A 17,444-nucleotide genomic window follows, 5' to 3' on the forward strand; every position below is an offset into this window, starting at 1 on the left:
TTCCTGATGTCAGTGCTGACACGCGCGGTGCCGCTCCTGCTCGTGCTGGTGCTGACCGCGTTCTCGCTCGGCGCCGCGGAAGCCGCGCCGAGCGAGGCCGTGTCTGATAGAGATGCGTCTGCACCCCAAGCCGCCACCCAGATCCCCTTCGGATTCACCCTCGGGGACGCGCAGCAGCCGACCACGAGCCACGTGGCCAAGCTCGGTTCCGACATCGCCTTCCCGCCGGGCACCTTCGACGGCGCCCTGGGTGGCCTCACCAGCACCGTGCCGATCACGGGAAAGCTGAGCATCCCGCCCACGGACGGCTACTTCGTCGCGTTCCGGTTCATGGCCACCACCGGCCGGGTCGAGATCATCCCGGACGGCGACGCCACCGGAACGGCCACGGTGCACACGGGCAAGGACAAGGACTGCAAGGCCACACAAACGAACATCTGCGCCGACACCGACGTCACCGCGAAGGTGTTCATCAAGCTCTCGGAAGCGAAAGTGGACGGCAAGACCCTCGACGTCGGCCCGAACTGCCGGACCGCTCAGCCCGCCGCGGTGACCATCAAGGCGCTGGTGCCGATTTCGCTGCCGGCCCCGCCGGTGAAAGTGACCTCCACCTTCACCGCACCCCCGTTCGCCGGCTGCGTCGGACGCGAGGACCTGAGCCGGTTGCTCACCGGCCTGGTTTCGGGGCCGGGCAACACCTTCGTCTCGAACCTCACCTTGCGCTGCTTCAGCACCGGGTGCAAGGCATGACGATCCAGGTGCAGCAGCGGGCGGCGAACGGCCTGCGCGAGTTCGGCCGCATGTGCGCGATGGGCCTCGACATCATCCTCGCGATGTTCCGCCGCCCCTACCAGATCCGCGAGTTCGTCCAGCAGTTCTGGTTCATCGCCAGCGTGTCCATCGCGCCGGCGATCCTCGTCTCCATCCCGTTCGGCGCGGTGATCTCGCTCCAGCTCGGCTCGCTCACCAGCCAGATCGGCGCCCAGCAGTTCAACGGCGCGGCGAGCGTCCTGGCCGTCGTGCAGCAGGCGAGCCCGATCGTGACGACGCTGATCATCGCCGGCGCCGGCGGAAGCGCTATCTGCGCGGACCTCGGCGCGCGCAGCATCCGCGAGGAGATCGACGCGATGGAGGTGCTCGGCGTCTCGCCGATCCAGCGCCTGGTCGTGCCGCGGGTGCAGGCCGCCGTCTGCGCGTCCGTGCTGCTCAACGGCCTGGTCAGCGTGGTCGGCGTGCTCGGCGGCTATTTCTTCAACGTGATCATCCAGGGCGGCACGCCCGGCGCGTACCTGGCCAGCTTCAACGCCCTCGCGCAGCTGCCCGACCTCGTCGTCAGCTCGGTGAAAGCGGTGATCTTCGGCTACCTCGCCGGCGTCGTCGCGTCCTACCGCGGCCTGAACCCCAAGGGCGGCCCCAAGGGCGTGGGCGACGTCGTCAACCAGTCCGTCGTCATCACGTTCCTGCTGCTGTTCTTCGTCAACACCGTGCTCACCGCCCTGTACCTCCAACTCGTTCCGGCGAAGGGGACCTGAGTGGCCATCCTCGGCAAACCCGGCGACCGGCTGTTCGACCTCGGCGACCAGCTGCTCTTCTACGTCCGCGCGCTCGCGGCCGTCCCCCTCGCCGTGACCCGCTACTTCCGTGAAGTGGTGCGGCTGCTGGCCGAAGTGACGTTCGGCAGCGGCGCGCTCGCGGTCATCGGCGGCACCATCGGCGTGATGGTCGGGCTGTGCGTGTTCACCGGTGTCACCGTCGGCCTGCAGGGCTTCAGCGCGCTGAACCAGATCAACATCTCCGCCATGACCGGCTTCTTGACCGCGTACTTCAACACGCGCGAGATCGCGCCGCTCGTCGCCGGGCTCGCGTTGTCGTCCACTGTGGGCAGTGGGTTCACCGCACAGCTCGGCGCCATGCGGATCTCCGAGGAGATCGACGCGCTCGAGGTGATGGCCGTGCGGAGCATGCCGTACCTGGTCACCACCCGGATCATCGCCGGGTTCATCGCGATCATCCCGCTCTACGTCATCGGGCTGCTGATCTCCTACCTCGGCTCGCGGCTCACCACGGTCGTCTTCTTCGGACAGTCCGGTGGCACCTACGACCACTACTTCACGCTGTTCCTGCCGCCCGGCGACGTGCTGTGGTCGTTCGGCAAGGTGCTCGTCTTCAGCGTCGGCGTGATCCTGACGCACTGCTTCTACGGCTATCGGGCCAGTGGCGGACCGGCCGGTGTCGGCGTCGCGGTCGGCCGGGCCGTGCGGACGTCGATCGTGCTGATCAGCGTGCTCGACCTCTTCCTGTCCCTCGCCATCTGGGGCGCGACGACCACGGTGAAGGTGTCGGGATGAGCCGGTTCGGCACGCAGCTCGCCGGGGTCGCGTTCCTCGGCGTGCTCGTCCTGCTCGGCTACCTCGCGGTCGCCATCTACGACAAGGACTTCGACGACTCGGAAGTGGTGACGCTGCGGGCGGATCGCGTCGGCAACCAGCTCGCGCCGACCGCCGAGGTGAAGGTCAAGGGCGTACCGTTCGGCGAGGTCCGGGCGGTGCGCAGCACGCGCACCGGCGCCGAGATCGACCTTGCGCTCGACCCGGCCAAGATCGGGATGCTGCCCGAGAACGTCTCCGCGCGGCTCCTCCCGAAGACGGTGTTCGGCGAGCGGTACGTCAACCTCGTGCTGCCGGACCGTCCCCAAGGGAAGCTCGGCGCGGGCGACGTCATCGCGCAGGACCACTCGTCGAGTGCGATCGAGCTGGAGCGCGTCCTCGGCGACCTGCTGCCGCTGCTGCGCGCGGTCCAGCCGCAGAAGCTGAACAGCTCCCTCGGCGCGATCTCGCAGGCTCTCGACCACCGCGGCCGGCCGATCGGCGACAGCATCGTCAAGCTTCAGGACCTCCTCGGCCAGGTGAACCCGCTGATGCCGCAGTTCAAGGCGGACATCACCGGGCTCGCGAACGCCGCCGACGTCTACGCAGGCGCCGCGCCGGACATCCTGCAGGCGCTGAGCGACCTCTCGACCACCGCGAAGACCATTGTGGACACCCGTGCGGACCTCGACCACCTCTACACGAGCGTCACCAGCGCCACCGGGCACCTGAACGACTTCCTGCGGAAGAACCAGGACAACATCATCGGTGTCTCGGTCGAGAGCCGGCCTTCGCTGGAGCTTCTTTCCCAGTACTCGCCGGAGTTCCCGTGCCTGTTCGACGCCGTCAACCGGCTCAAGCCGCTGATGGAGAAGGCCCTCGGCAAGGGCACGAACGAGCCGGGCCTGCACGTGACGCTCACCGTGCAGGACCCGCGCGCCAAGTACGTGCCCGGCCGCGACACCCCGCGGTTCGACGCCACCGGCGGGCCGAAGTGCTACGGCGGTGGGGCAGCGGCGCCGGGAGCGACCGACGGCGACCTCGGCCCGGCGAACTCGCCGGGTGAACGGCAGCTCGTCGCCGAGCTGCTGAAACCGACGTTGGGCGACGTGCCGGACTGGAGCAGTGTCCTGATCGGACCCGCGCTGCGCGGGACGGAGGTGACCGTCCGATGAGGAGCGTCGTGGGCCCCGCGATCAAGGGCCTGATCTTCTTCCTGGTCACCGCGGTGGCCACCGGGATCCTCGCGATCACCATCGCCAACACGAACGTCGGCGCGACCATCGGCTACACCGCCCGGTTCACCGACGCCACGTCGGTCAACCCCGGCGACGAGGTCCGCATGGCCGGCGTCCGGATCGGCCAGGTCGACTCCGTCGAGGTGGTCGAACACCGGCTGGCCGATGTCGGCTTCTCGGTCGACCGCGCGCACCGGCTGACGGCGTCGGCCTCGATCACCATCCGCTACCGCAACCTCGTCGGCCAGCGGTACCTCTCGGTCGACCCGGGCGCCACCGACACGTCGCCGACGCTCGGCGAAGACGCGCAGATCCCCCTCGAACGAACCAAGCCCGCGCTCGACCTCACCGCGTTGTTCAACGGCTTCAAGCCACTCTTCCAGGCCCTGTCGCCGAACGACGTCAACCAGCTGTCGTTCGAGATCATCCAGGTCCTGCAGGGCGAGGGCAGCACGATCGAGAGCCTGCTGCGGCACACAGCGTCGCTGACGTCCACTTTGGCCGGCAAAGACGCCGTGATCGGCCAGGTGATCGGCAACCTCAACACCGTGCTCGACACCGTCAACTCCCAGGGTGACCAGTTCGACGCGCTCGTCGACACGACCGCCCAGCTGGTCACCGGCCTCGCCGCGGACGCGAAACCGATCGGGCAGGCGATCGGCGGCCTCGGCGAGCTGACCACCGCCACCGCCGGGCTGCTGCAGGAAGGACGTCAGCCGCTCAAGGACAGCATCACCGCGCTCGGCGACCTGTCGAAGAACCTGGCCGACAACACCCCGGTGTTCCAGCAGTTCATCGACAACCTCCCGAAGAAGTTCGACCGGATCGGCACGCTCTTCTCCTACGGCTCGTGGGCGAACTTCTACCTGTGCGCGGTCGACTCCGACGCCAAGCCCGCGCCGGGCGGCCCCCCGCCGGGCATCCCTGTGACCGCTGCGAGGTGCCGATGAAACCGCCCCGGATCAAGCCGTTCCGCAGCCGCGACCCGATCGTCGTCGGCGCGGTGACCGCGCTGGTCATGGCCCTCGCCGGCAGCGCGACGTTCTTCTCCGACGACCTGCCGCTCCTCGGCGGCGGCACCACGTACAAGGCCGAGTTCCACGAGGCCGCCGGGCTGAAGCCGAACGACGAGGTCCGCGTCGCCGGGGTGAAGGTCGGCGAGGTCACCGACGTGCGGCTGGCCGGCGACCACGTCGAGGTGCTGTTCCGGGTCAAGGACACCTGGGTCGGCAACCGGACCACGGCGGCGATCAAGATCAAGACGCTGCTCGGCCAGAAGAATCTCGTGCTGGATCCGGTCGGCAATGCCGAGCTGAACCCGGACCAGCCCATCCCGGCCGAGCGCACCAGCTCGCCCTACGACGTCACCGAGGTGTTCAACGACCTGGCGAGCACGGTCGGGGCGATCGACACGAACCAGCTCGCGCAGGCGTTTCGCGTGCTGTCCGACACGCTCGGAGCGTCGGCACCGAGCGACGTCAAGACGGCGTTCAACGGGATCGCCGCCTTGTCGCAAACGCTTGCGTCCCGCGACGACGAGCTGGTGAAGCTGTTCCAGAACACCAACCAGGTGTCCAAGACGCTCGGTGAGCGCTCCGACCAGATCCAGGCCCTGATCCGCGACGGCACCACGCTGCTCACCGAGCTGAACGCCCGGAAGGACGCGATCGCCTCCCTGTTCAGCGGCATCAAGAACCTCTCGATCCAGCTGCGTGGGCTCGTCGCGGACAACCAGAAGACGCTCGGCCCGGCGCTCGACCAGCTGGACCGCGTCGCCACCGTGCTCCAGCAGAACCAAGGGAAGCTCGAGGACAGCTTGCGCCTGGCCGGGCCGTTCTACCGGCTGCTCGGCAACGCCGTCGGCAACGGCCGGTGGATCGACACCTACATCTGCGGGCTCATCCCGACCGGCACCACGCCGGGCAGCTGCCTGCCGCCGAAGAACGGGGGACGCTGATGGCGCACCAGCTGATCGACCTGGGAGCGCAGGCGCGCCGGCGGACGAGACTGCGGGCCCTCGCGCTCGGCGTCGTGCTCGCGCTCGTCGTCTCGGCCGGGTGGCCGGTGGTCACCGCGCCCGCCGAGCGCACGCTGACCGCGTACTTCGCCGCCGCGGTGGGCATCTATCCGAACTCCGACGTCCGCGTGCTCGGCGTCGCCATCGGCTCGGTGTCCGAAGTGGAACCGAACGGTACCGACGTCAAGGTGACGATGACGCTGAAGCCGGACGTCCAGCTGCCGGCCGACGCCGGCGCCGTCGTCATCACGCCCAGCCTGGTCGCGGACCGGTACGTGCAGATCACGCCCGTCTACCACGGCGGGCCGCAGCTGGCCGACGGTGCGTCGATCCCGCGGGAGCGGACCGCCACGCCGGTCGAGGTCGACGACCTGCTGCACAGTTTGAATCAGCTGATGACGGCGCTGGGGCCGCAGGGCGCCAACCAGGACGGCGCGGTCAGCGAGGTGCTGACCAAGTCGGCCGAGTACCTGAACGGCAACGGGCAGACCATCGGCACGGCGATCAAGAACCTCGGCGAGTTCGCTCGCGCGGCCAGCGACTCCAAGGACGACCTGTTCGGTTCCGTCGACAACATCAGCAAGTTCACCGCGATGCTCGCCGCCAACGACGGGCAGGTCAAGCAGGCCATCTCGCAGATCGCGTCGCTCAGCAAGGTCCTGGCCGACCAGCGGGACCAGTTCTCCGGCGCGCTGACCGAGTTGACCCAGGCACTGAGCGTCGTACAGGGGTTCATCAAGGACAACCGCGGCAAGGTCCAGTCCGATGTGGACAAACTGGCCGACGTCACCAAGGTGCTGGCCGACCAGAAGGACTCCCTCGCCGAGGCCCTCCAAGCGGCCCCGAACGCCCTGACGAACCTGCTGGGTGCCTACGACCAGGCGAACGGGACCATCGACGGGCGCGGCAACCTCCTCGAGTTCCCGGAGCCGAAATGAAGTCCCTGGTCAAGGTGGCCGCGGTGGTGACGCTCGCACTCGTCACCACCGGCTGCGGACGCGGGGTGAGCGTCTACGACATCCCGCTGCCCGGCGGCGCCGCGCTCGGCGACCAGCCGATCCACGTCACCGCCAGCTTCACGAACGTCCTCGATCTGGTGCCGCAGTCCGGCGTCAAGGTCAACGACGTGCCGGTCGGGCAGGTCGTCAAGGTCGAGCTGGCGCCCGATGGGCGCAGCGCGCTCGTCGACCTGCTGCTGAACGGCGACGTCGACCTGCCGGGCAACGCCGTCGCGCGGCTGCGGCAGGCCGGCATCCTCGGCGAGAAGTTCGTCGAGCTGGCCACGCCCGACGACGCGACGCCGTCGGGCCGGCTCCTCGACGGCGCGGCCATCCCCCTGGATCGGTCCACTTTGACCCCGGAGATCGAGGAGGTCTTCGGCGCGTTGTCGCTGCTGCTCAACGGCGGCGGAGTCGCGCAGGTCCAGAACATCAGCCACCAGCTCAACGAAGCCCTGGGCGGTCGCGAAACCGCGGCGCGCAGTCTCTTGTCCAGTTTGGACGCATTTGTGAAGGGCCTCGACGAGCACCGGACGGAAATCACTCGCGCCATCGAGAGCGTCAACAAGCTCGCGGAGACGCTCAACGCGCACACCGACCAGATCACCACGACGCTCAACGGCTTGACGCCCGGCATCGGCGTCCTGAACCAGCAACGGGAAGCGCTCGTCGGCATGCTCAAGTCGCTCGACGGCCTGACGTCCGTCGCCGTCGACACGGTGAACCGCAGCAAGGACGACCTCGTCGCGGACCTCAAGGCCCTCGAACCGCTGCTGCGGCGCCTCGCCGACTCCGGGGACAAGCTGCCGAAGGCGATGGAGATGATCTTCACCTTCCCGTTCCCGGACGCCGCGCTCGACACGATCCGCGGCGACTACCTCAACGGGTTCCTCAAGGTGGGCCACTGATGCTGACCCGGTTCGTGCGTGTCCAGGTGACGCTCTTCGTCGTCATCGCCGTGCTCGGCGTCGCGTACGTCGGAGCCACCTACGCGGGCCTCGACAAGGTGTTCTTCGACCGCGGCTACACCGTGAAGGCGCAGTTCCCGACGGGTGGCGGCATCTTCACCAACGCCGAGGTCACCTACCGCGGCGTGCCGATCGGCCGCGTCGGCGAGCTGCGGCTGACCCCGGCCGGGATGGAAGCCGACCTCGAGATCGACTCGGGCACCGCGCCGGTCCCGGCCGACACCGCAGCCGTCGTCGCCGACCGGTCCGCCGTCGGTGAGCAGTACGTCGACCTGCGGCCGCGCACCGACGGTGGGCCGAAGCTGCAGGACGGGTCGGTGATCACGCAGGCCGACACGAAGATCCCGCTGCCGGTCGACGTCGTCTTGTCGACCGTGGACTCGTTCGCGAATTCCGTGCCCAAGCCGGCCCTGCGCACGGTCGTCGACGAGCTGTACGACGCGACGTCCGACGCCGGCCCGGCGCTGGACCAGCTCGTCGGCCGCGGCATCGAGTTCGTGCAGGCGGCGAGCGCGCACGTCGCGCCGCTGACCCGGTTCGTCACCGACGCGCACGTTGTGCTCGACACCCAGGTGCAGCAGGCCGACGCGATCCGCGAGTTCGGCGCGAACGCGAAACTCCTGGCCTCGACGTTGAAGCAGGCCGACGGCGATCTGCGCACGCTCATCCCGGCGGTGCCCGCGGCGGCGAACGAGGTCGGTGCGCTGATCCGCGACTCCGGGCCGCAGCTGGGCGTCTTGCTGGCCAACCTGCTGACCACCGCGGACGTCCTCGAAGCGCGCCGGGACGGGCTGCGGCAGCTGCTGATCACCGCGCCGGAGGCGGTCGCCGCGGGCAGTGCGGTCGTGCGGCCGGACGGTGCGCACTTCGGGCTGTCGCTGACGTTCTTCGACCCGCCGCCGTGCACCACCGGGTACCCGACGCCGTACCGAGACGGCCTCGACACGTCGACCCGTCCGCTGAACACGGCGGCGCGCTGCGCGCTGCCGAAGGGCGACCCGACGAACGTGCGGGGCTCGCAGAACGCACCGGGAGGACGGCCGTGAGGATCTTCGCGTGGCTGGCCGTGGTCTTGACGACCGTCGCGGCCGGCTGGTCCGGGTTCACCTGGTGGCAGGCGGCGCACGACGACGGCGTCGCGCGGGCGGTCGTCCGGGAAGACGCGCTGCAGGCAGGCCGGACCGCCGTCGCCGGACTGACCACTTTGGACTACCGGCAGGCGGCGCCGGGGTACCAGCGCTGGCTCGAGCTGTCGGGCGGCGCGCTGCACGACGAGCTGGCGGCCGATCGCCAAGGCAGCCTCGACCGGATCGCGCAGGCGAAGACCGTCACCACCGGCAAGGTGACCGACGCGGCGGTGACCGAAGTGGACACCGGCGCGGGCACGGCGAAGCTGATCGCGTCGGTCGAGCTGGTGGTGGCGCCCGCAGGCGGGGACGCCGTGACGAAACGCAACCGGTTCCAGGCCGACCTGACCCGCGGCCCCGAGGGCTGGCGGGTTACCGGGCTGGGGCAGGTCCCGACGGGGGAGGCGCCATGACCGTGCCGACGAAGAAGCGCTCGGTGAAGGTCGCGGGCCGCCACCACGACCCGGCGCCCGAAGCCCCGGTCGTCGCCCCTCGCCGGCGGGCGCCGTGGGCGGTGGCCGCGGTCGCCGTCGTGATGGCGGGGCTCGCCGGGTGGTTCACGCTCGAAGCGCGGAGCACGAACGCCGTCGTCGAACACAACACCGCGCTTTCCGACGTGGCCGGCACCGCGGACGCCGGTAAGCAGATCAGTGCCGCGCTCGGCACGCTGTTCTCCTACCGCTACGACGACCCGGCCAAGAACGAGCGGGCGGCGAAAGAACTCCTCGCCGGCCCCGCCCTCGCGCAGTACGACCAGCTCTTCGGCCAAGTCCGCACGCTCGCCGCCGACCAGAAACTCGTGGTCACTTCGACGGCCGTCGCCGCCGGCGTGAAACTGCTGGACGGCGACCGTGCGGCGCTGCTCGTGTTCCTCGACCAGACCGGCACGAGAGGCGACGGGCAGCACAGCACCGGCGCCGCCCAGCTGAGCGTCACGGCCGAGCGCGTGGCCGGGAAGTGGCGGGTCACGGGGATGTCCGCCGCGTGATTGTCACGGTGACAACAGGCGTTGCCCGTCGCGCAGTGAACGGAATGACAAAGTATTTACGCGCATTCTCGGTTCGTTGACAGGGATTCAACGCGGGAAATACGGTGAATCACCGATCCACCGCGAGAAATGCGCGAGGAATCCATGCTCACGAGCTCTGCACGGCCGTCTACTTCGGACCCGGGTGGGTACCGGGTGCCGGTCATCGAAATCGTCGATGACCTCGGCGGCCGGCGATGACCGGCCCCGGTGAGCTGCGCCGGTGGCTCACCGAGCGGATCGCCGGGCTCGCCGGGCTCGCGCCGGACTCGGTCGACGCCGCGGTCCCGCTGGCCGAGCTGGGCTTGTCGTCGCGGGACGCGGTGACCGTCGCCGCCGAGCTCGGCGCGCTGCTCGGCCGCGAACCGGACCTCGGCCTGCTCGGGCGGTACCCGTCGATCGCCGCGCTGGCGGCGGCGCTGGCCGAGCCGGGTACCCGGCCGCGGCCCCGGGCCGCCGAGCCCGTCGCCGTGCTCGGCATCGGCTGCCGGCTGCCGGGCGGGATCGAGTCACCGGACCAGCTGTGGCGCGCGCTGCTGACCGGCGCCGACGCCAAGCTGCCCGGCGGCACCGGCTTCGACGCCGCCTTCTTCGGCATCGACCCGGCCGACGCCGCGGGGATGGACCCGCGTCAGTGCCTGCTCCTGGAGACGACGTGGGCCGCGCTCGAGCACGCCGGCATCGCGCCCGGCACGCTTCGCGGCAGCCGGACCGGGGTGTTCGCGGGCGTCTCGGCTGCGGACTACGCGCTGTTCACCGACCCTGGGCGGCACGTTGGCGCGTCGATGATCGCGAACGGGGTGTCGGACCGGTTCGACCTGCGCGGGCCCAGCCTCGTCGTGGACACGGCGGGCTCGTCCGCGCTGGTCGCCGTGCACCACGCGGTGCGCGCGCTGGCCGCCGGGGAGGCCGACCTGATGCTGGCCGCCGGGGTCCACGTGTTGTTCGGGCCGCGGGGGACCGGGGAGGGCTGCGGGGTGGTGGTGCTGAAACGCCTCGCCGACGCCCGCCGCGACGGCGACCGCGTGCTGGCGGTGATCCGCGGCAGCGCGACCGGGTGGTCCACCGGACCGGCTGCGCAGGAGCAGGTGGTGGCCGACGCGCACGCCGTCGCCGGGTCCGATCCATCCACTGTGGACTACCTCGAGACGCCGGGTGACCCGGTCGTGCCCGACGTCGTGCTTGGCCGGACCCGCGACCCGCGGCGGCCGTTGCTGTCCGGTTCGGCGGCGACGGTCTTCGGCGACCTCGAAGCGGCATCCGGGATCCTCGGGCTGAGCAAGGTCGTGCTGGCCCTCTGGCACGGCCGGATCCCGCCGCGGCTGTCCCCTTTGGACAGGACCACCGGCTGGCCGCGGTACGCCGGCACCGCGCGCGCCGGCGTCTCGGCGTCCGGCTCCGGGGGCACGGGCGCGCACGTCGTGGTCGAGGAATGGCCGAAACCTCTCGAACCCGCCACGCCCGGCTCGCGGTGGAACGGCCGGCCGCAGGTCTTCACCGTGTCGGCCACCTCGGAGCTCGCCCTGCGCCGCCGGGCCGGTGACCTGGCGGACTGGCTCGCCGGGCCCGGCCGCGGCACCGCCCCCGGCGACCTCGCCGCGGCGCTCGCCCGGCGCCGGGAACAGCTGCCGCTGCGGGCCGCCGTCGTCACGTCGTCACGCGCCGCCCTCACCGCGGGACTGCGGGCCGTCGCCGGCGGCGGCACCACGGCGGACGTCGTGCGGGGCACGGCCGGGCGCGAACTGCCGCGTCCGGTCTTCGTGTTCTCGGGGGCCGGTTCGCAGTGGCCGGCGATGGGACGGCGGATGCTGGGCGCCGAGCCGGAGTTCCGGGCCGCGGTGGCCGCCCTGGAACCGTTGTTCCTGGCCAAGGCGGGGTTCTCGCTGCGGGGCGCGTTGCGCCGGCCGCTCGGTGACCCCGCCGTGGTGCCGCCGCTGGTGTTCGGCCTGCAGGTCGCCCTCGCGGGGTGGTGGCGGGCGCACGGCGTCGAGCCCGCCGCCGTGCTCGGCCACTCGGCGGGCGAGATCGCGGCGGCTGTCGTCGCCGGCGCACTGGACGCCGGGGCCGGGCTCGACATCGTCGTCAGCCGGGCGAATCTGCTCGCCGAGCTGCCCGCCGCCACGATGGCCGTCGTCGAGCTGTCCGCCGCCGAAGTGCTCGAGCTGGGGTTGCCGGGGCTCACGGTCGTCGAACACGCGTCGCCGGCGCAGTGCACGGTCGCGGGCAGCGCCGAAGACCTCGCCGTGCTGATGTCCCATGTGGACGGACTCGGGCGGTGGGTGCGCCCGATCGCCGGAACCGCGAACTCGGCCGCCGTCGACCCGGTCCTGGGCCGGTTCCGCGCCGGGCTCGGTGACCTGCGGCCACGGCCGCCCGCGACGACGTACTACTCGAGCGTGTTCGACGACCCGCGCGCGGTGCCGGCGTTCGACGCCGGGTACTGGACGGCCGGCCTGCGAAGTCCGGTCCGGTTCACCCAGGCCGTCGCCGCCGCCGTCGCGGACGGCCACCGCTGGTTCGTCGAGCTCTCGCCGCACCCGATCGCGCTGCCCGCCGTCGAGCAGACCGCGACTGAGCAGACCGTGATCGAACAGACCGGGGCCGGCGTCCGGACGCTGCCCACCCTGAGCCGGCGCGACGGCGAAGAAAACGCTTTCGCGCGCTCGCTGGCCGAGCTGCACACCGCCGGCCACCCGGCGGTGCTCGATCGGCGGTACCCGGAGGCGCCCGTGCTCGACCTGCCCCCGCCCCCGTGGGAGCGCCGGACGTTCCGGCCGCCACGGCGGGCCACTGCCCATCCGCTGCTCGGCACCCGCGTCGAGGTGCCGGACGAGGGCCGGCACCTGTGGCAGACGACGATCGCGCCCGACGCGCCCGTGTGGCTGGGCGAGCACCGGGTGCACGACGTCCCGGTGTTCCCGGCGACCGGGTTCCTGGAGCTGCTCGTGGCCGGCGCCCGGGAGCTGTTCGGCAGCGACCGGGTCCGGGTCGACGGTCTCGAGGTGCACCGGGTGCTCGCGGTGACCGGGGAAACGGTGCTGAGCACGGAGATCCGGGCCGACGGCACCGCCGTGGTGCGGGCGAAGGCCGGCGCGAGCTGGGTGCGGCACGCGACGGCGTGGGTCTCGGCCGACACCGAACCCGCGCCGATCCTGATGTCCGAAGTGGACGGAGAGTCGCGGGTAACGGGAGACGTGCTGCACCGGATCCTGTCCACCGCCCTCGCCGCGATGACGCCCGAAGGCTTTTCGCCGACGGGGTTCGGCCGGGTCCGGCTACTGGGCGATCCGGGCCGGGGCGTGCGGTGCCTGGCCGGCGACGGCGCGGTGCAGCTCGTCACCGAGGACGGCGAGGTCGTGGTCGACGTCGGTGACGTCCGGGCCCGGCCCTTCGCCGGAGTGCCGCTCGCCGCCCGCGCGTTCGGGACGACCTGGCCCGAGGTGCCGCTGCCCTCGACCCCGCCGGAGGGACGGGGTTCGTGGCTGCTGCTCACCGACGAGCACCCGGCGGCGCTCGGCCGGGCCGTCGCGCTCGCCCTGGCGCTGGCCGCGGCCGGGGACGAGGCGCTTTCGCTGCCGCAAGACGACCTCGACGAGCTGCCGGGCTTCCTGGCCGAGCGGCCGGTGCGCGGCGTCGTGTTCCTCACCGGGGCGCCGCACGCCTACCGCGATCCCGAGGACGCCCAAGACCTGCTGCACACGGTGCTCTCGGTGCTCGCCCGCCTCGGGTCCGGCGTCCGGTTCCACCTGGTCACGCAGTCGAGCGCCGAGCCGGGGCAGGCGTTCCTGCGCGGTTTGGTGCGGGTGCTCGCTTTCGAGCGCCCAGGGCTGCGGGCGACGCTCGTCGACTGCGACGCCCGGTCCGATGTGGACGTTCTGGCGCGCGAGCTGCGTTCGGACGCCCCCGACGACGAGGTGCGCTGGCGCCACGACATCCGGTACGCGGCCCGGTTGACCCGCGTGCCGCTCGTCGACGGCGCGTCGACCGGCCCCGGCGCGTACGTGATCACCGGCGGTTCCGGCACGCTCGGGCCGGCCACCGCGCGCTGGCTGGCGAGCAATGGCGCGAGCCGGATCGTCCTTTGCGTACTTTCCAGTGACGAAATCGGACTGTCCGGAGTGGACGTCGTAACCGTCGCCGGGGACATCGCGGAACCCGGTGTCGCGGACCGGCTCGTCGCCGCGGCCACGGCCGATGGCCTGCCACTGCGGGGAATCGTGCACGCGGCGGCCGTCTCGGGCGACGACGTCGCGGCCGTGTGGCGGCCCAAGGTCCTCGGTGCGCGACGGCTGCACGAGGCCACGGCCGACACACCGCCGGACTGGTGGCTCACGTATTCGTCGTCGGTGGCGCTGTTCGGCGCGCCCGATGCGACGGCCGTCGCGACGGCGGACGCGTGGCTGGACGCGTTCGCCGCTTGGCGCCGCTCGCGCGGACTGCCCGCGACGACCGTGAACTGGGGGATGGACCCCGTGCTGGACCCGGTACCGGTGGCCGAGGGACTCGAAGCCCTGCCCGCGGTGCTCGCCGCGGACCGGCCGTCGGTCGGGATCGCGCGGCTCGACGCGGGCCGCGTCGCCGGACGGTTCCCGGAGCTCGTCCGGCGGCCGTTCTTCGCGGGTGTGCTGACGGCCGATCCGGCGCCGCCGGCCGCGCCCGAACGGCTCGCGGACATCCTCGCCGGGCTGCTCGGCCGCGCGGTGCCGCGGGACGTGCCGCTGGTCGAGCTGGGCCTGGACTCCCTGACGGCGATGCGCGCGCGGGCGGCGGCCGAGCGCGAGTTCGGCGTCACGCTGCCGGTGCCGCTGCTGCTGCGGGGGGCGAGCCTGGCCGACCTCGCCGGGTACGTGACGGGCACTCCGGCCCCCGAGCCGACCCTCACCGGTCAAGGCCGCGCGGAAAACCAGGATCCCGTCCCTTGACCCGTGTCGCCCCCTCAATCACGCGTGATCGGGGAGTCGACCCGGGGTCAGGTCAGGGTCGCGCGGAGGGCGAGGATCATCTCGAAGCGGTCGTCCGGGTCTCGCAGGTGGTCGGCGAACAACGTCTCCAGCTCCTGGGCCCGCGCCCGGACCGTCTGCGGGTGGATCGCCAGACGCGCGGCGACCTCGCGGACGTTGCCGCACGTCTCCAGCCACGCCAGCAGCGTCCCCGCCAGGCGGTTGTACTGCTTCGGGTTCAACGCCGTCAGCGGGGCCAGCCGGCGCCGGGACACCTCCGTCGCGAGGAACGGCTCCTTGCGCAGCCACAACGTCGCCAGGTGGTCCTCGCACCAGGTCAGCGGCTCGTCCGGCAGGACGTCGGGGACCAGGCGCAACGCCTCCTGCGCCGTCGCCAGGGAACGCCCGGCCTGGCGCGGGGGCCCCGGGGGACCGACGGCGGCCCGGTGACCGGCCAGTGCCGCCGTCAACCCCGAACGGTCCGATGGCGCCGGCAGCAGCAGCCGCGGCGTCCCGTCTTCGAAGTCCTCCAGAGCGTCCAGCCCGGCGATGTCCACCGGCCCGTCCAGCGCCACCGCGACCAGCCGGTGCGGCAACGGCCAGTCCGCCGCCGTCGCCGCTTCCTGGACCGTCCGCGACGGCGACGGCGGGTCCGCCAGCAGCAGGTCCAGCAGCCGGCGGCGACGGCGTTCCCGCGCGCCGGCCGCCCGGGCCTGGGCTGCCGCGTGCCCTTCGATCGACAACGCCGACAGCTCGTCGATGTAGGCGAAGATCGCCTCGGCCAGCAGGCACAGCGTCGCCGACGGCACGCCCGCCCGCGTCCCCACCTCGGCCATTCGCCGCCAGGTGACGCGCGCGCCGACGCGGTACGCCGCCTGCAGGACGTCGAGGTTGCGGCCCTGCGCGAGCTCGTGCACGCCGAGCCCGACGAACAGCTTCCGGCGTGAGTCCGGCACCGGCCCGGACGCGGCGATCCGGTCGATGAACTGCAGGATCGCCGCCTGCACGCCCGCCCGCAGCGCCTTGCCGAAGGCGCCGTCGAGCGGCCGCGCGTAGTCCGGGATGGTGCGCTGGATCTCGCGCAGCACCTCGTCGGCGACGTCGAGCATCCGCGGCCGGAACACCGCGGCCAGCTCGCGGGGGAGCATGGCCCACAGCTGCCCGGGCCGGCCGTCGCCGCTCAGCATCGGCCCGAACGCCGTTTCGCCGGACGGTCCCGTCACAAGCCTCACCACTCCTTCGGGATGAGCCGATCTCAGGAACCGAGCAGGGTCTCCGCCCGCAGCGCGATCTCCATGTCGAGCCGGTCGTCGGCGTTGTCGAGCCGGTCGCCGAACAGGTCGATGAGCTGGTGCATGCGGTACCGGACGGTCTGCGGGTGCACCTTGAGCTTCTTCGCGATCTCGGGCGCGCTGCCGCGGGACTGCAGCCAGATCAGCAGCGTCTCGCCGAGCCGCGCGCGCTGCTTCGGGGTGAGGTCCCGGAACGGCTCCAGGCTGCGGGTGCACAGCTCGCGGACCAGGAACTCGTCGGCGAGCAGCCACAACGTGGACAGGTGATCGGTGCAGCGCGTGACCGGCGCGTCCGGCAGCACGCCGCGCTGGACGAGCTTCAACGTCCTCCGCGCCCACAGCAGCGACCGCGGCGCGTCGGTGAGCCGCACGGTCGGGCCGACCACCGCGCGCCAGCCGCCCAGCCGCTCGGTGAGGTTCTTCAGGTGCTTCTCGGGGTCGCCGGTCACCAGGCACGGCTCGCCGCCCTCGAGGTCGACGAGGACGTCGGAGTGCAGATCCGGCGCGGCGAGGTTGTGCTGGTCGGCGCGGGGTTCGAGGGCGACGACCGTGACCTCGGCGGGCAGCGCCCACAGCGCGGTCGAGGCCTGCGCGCTGATGGTCTGCGGCGCCGCCGGCGGGTCGGCGAGCAGCAGTTCGAGCAGCCGTCGCCGGCGCCGGGCGCGGGTGCCGGCGGCCCGGGTCTGCGCCGCCGTGTAGCCCTCGATCGAGAGCGCGGAAATCTCGTCGACGTAGGCGAAGATGGCCTCGGCGCTGGTGCACAGCGTGTCCGCGGCGACGCCGTTGGCCTGCCCGAACTCCGAGATGTGCCGCCACGCGACGCGGCCGCCGACCCGGTAGGCCGTCTGCAGGCAGTCGAGGCTGCGGCCCTCGTTGAACTCGATCTTGCCCAGGTTGCGGAACACGGTCGTCCACGTCTCGAGCGGCACGGCACCGGGGGTACCGACACTGTCGAGACACTGGATGATCGCCTGCCGGACACCCTGGGTGATGATGTGCCCGAACGCGCCTTCGAGGGGCCGGCGGTACTCGGGCACCGCCCGCTGGACCTCCTGCAGGATGGCGCGGGCCAGCGGGTCGACCCGCGGCTTGAAGCGGATCGCCAGCTCGCGGGGCAGCGACGCCCACAGCCCGATGGCGCCGGAAGCGCGCACGGGCCGGGGTTCCCCCGCGGTCCGCTGGGTAGGAGGGTAGGTGGTCCGGGGCCGGTCGGCCGACACGGACTGCTGCCGGTACGCCGGTCCGGAAGAGCGCTCGCCAGGGTTGGGCCGGCCCGTCCGCAGTGCGGGGGCGGCAAACCCGGTGTCCACGTCGGTCATGTGTTTTATCCTTGCTGGCAACAAAATTGGCCTCTTCGTCGTCGAAGCCGGTCCGGATTTTGTGGCTCAGGCAACATAATTTCGCGCGAACGGCACTGTCAACGGGTTCTCCGCTGACTTTGCGGTAACCCGTCCGGACTACACCCGAACGG

14 protein-coding genes are annotated in these 17,444 nt (G+C 71.8%); 12 read left to right on the forward strand and 2 right to left on the reverse strand.

The window, feature by feature from the left end; all coding sequences use genetic code 11:
• Positions 1 to 6: 6 nt before the first annotated feature.
• The 12 genes from AB0N03_RS01835 (at position 7) to AB0N03_RS01890 (ending at position 14,663) form a co-directional block, all read left to right on the forward strand.
• The gene (locus AB0N03_RS01835) at positions 7 to 750 is read left to right on the forward strand and encodes a hypothetical protein (protein ID WP_364363774.1); all 744 of its coding nucleotides are present in this window, start codon (positions 7 to 9) and stop codon (positions 748 to 750) included.
• Positions 747 to 1,532: an ABC transporter permease gene (locus AB0N03_RS01840; RefSeq protein WP_364363777.1), complete on the forward strand. Its 786-nt coding sequence runs from the start codon at positions 747 to 749 to the stop codon at positions 1,530 to 1,532. Before AB0N03_RS01835 ends, AB0N03_RS01840 begins: the two co-directional genes overlap by 4 nt.
• Positions 1,533 to 2,348: an ABC transporter permease gene (locus AB0N03_RS01845; protein WP_360675510.1), complete on the forward strand. Its 816-nt coding sequence runs from the start codon at positions 1,533 to 1,535 to the stop codon at positions 2,346 to 2,348.
• Positions 2,345 to 3,541, forward strand: coding sequence for an MCE family protein (locus AB0N03_RS01850; RefSeq protein ID WP_364363781.1), 1,197 nt, complete (start codon positions 2,345 to 2,347; stop codon positions 3,539 to 3,541). Before AB0N03_RS01845 ends, AB0N03_RS01850 begins: the two co-directional genes overlap by 4 nt.
• Entirely contained in the window at positions 3,538 to 4,554 is a 1,017-nt protein-coding gene (locus AB0N03_RS01855) for an MCE family protein (protein WP_364363783.1), read from the forward strand. Before AB0N03_RS01850 ends, AB0N03_RS01855 begins: the two co-directional genes overlap by 4 nt.
• The gene (locus AB0N03_RS01860; RefSeq protein WP_364363786.1) at positions 4,551 to 5,561 is read left to right on the forward strand and encodes an MCE family protein; all 1,011 of its coding nucleotides are present in this window, start codon (positions 4,551 to 4,553) and stop codon (positions 5,559 to 5,561) included. The genes AB0N03_RS01855 and AB0N03_RS01860 overlap by 4 nt, the downstream gene beginning before the upstream one ends.
• Positions 5,561 to 6,559: an MCE family protein gene (locus AB0N03_RS01865; protein ID WP_364363789.1), complete on the forward strand. Its 999-nt coding sequence runs from the start codon at positions 5,561 to 5,563 to the stop codon at positions 6,557 to 6,559. Before AB0N03_RS01860 ends, AB0N03_RS01865 begins: the two co-directional genes overlap by 1 nt.
• The gene (locus AB0N03_RS01870) at positions 6,556 to 7,527 is read left to right on the forward strand and encodes an MCE family protein (protein WP_364363792.1); all 972 of its coding nucleotides are present in this window, start codon (positions 6,556 to 6,558) and stop codon (positions 7,525 to 7,527) included. Before AB0N03_RS01865 ends, AB0N03_RS01870 begins: the two co-directional genes overlap by 4 nt.
• Positions 7,527 to 8,633, forward strand: a complete 1,107-nt coding sequence (locus tag AB0N03_RS01875; protein ID WP_364363795.1) for an MlaD family protein — start codon at positions 7,527 to 7,529, stop codon at positions 8,631 to 8,633. Before AB0N03_RS01870 ends, AB0N03_RS01875 begins: the two co-directional genes overlap by 1 nt.
• Positions 8,630 to 9,127, forward strand: a complete 498-nt coding sequence (locus AB0N03_RS01880; RefSeq protein WP_364363798.1) for a hypothetical protein — start codon at positions 8,630 to 8,632, stop codon at positions 9,125 to 9,127. Before AB0N03_RS01875 ends, AB0N03_RS01880 begins: the two co-directional genes overlap by 4 nt.
• Entirely contained in the window at positions 9,124 to 9,702 is a 579-nt protein-coding gene (locus tag AB0N03_RS01885) for a hypothetical protein (RefSeq protein WP_364363801.1), read from the forward strand. Before AB0N03_RS01880 ends, AB0N03_RS01885 begins: the two co-directional genes overlap by 4 nt.
• Before the next feature lie 236 nt (positions 9,703 to 9,938).
• Entirely contained in the window at positions 9,939 to 14,663 is a 4,725-nt protein-coding gene (locus AB0N03_RS01890; RefSeq protein ID WP_364363804.1) for an acyltransferase domain-containing protein, read from the forward strand.
• A gap of 47 nt (positions 14,664 to 14,710) precedes the next feature.
• On the opposite strand, the gene AB0N03_RS01895 is transcribed toward AB0N03_RS01890, so the two are convergent.
• Both AB0N03_RS01895 and AB0N03_RS01900 read right to left on the reverse strand, forming a co-directional pair.
• Positions 14,711 to 15,904 (reverse strand): helix-turn-helix domain-containing protein, encoded by a 1,194-nt coding sequence (locus AB0N03_RS01895; protein WP_364363807.1) that lies wholly within the window; start codon positions 15,902 to 15,904, stop codon positions 14,711 to 14,713.
• 32 nt (positions 15,905 to 15,936) lie between these two features.
• Positions 15,937 to 17,127, reverse strand: coding sequence for a helix-turn-helix domain-containing protein (locus AB0N03_RS01900; protein WP_364364251.1), 1,191 nt, complete (start codon positions 17,125 to 17,127; stop codon positions 15,937 to 15,939).
• Positions 17,128 to 17,444: the final 317 nt, after the last annotated feature.

Source organism: Amycolatopsis sp. NPDC051061 (genome assembly GCF_040682935.1).
GTDB lineage: Bacteria > Actinomycetota > Actinomycetes > Mycobacteriales > Pseudonocardiaceae > Amycolatopsis.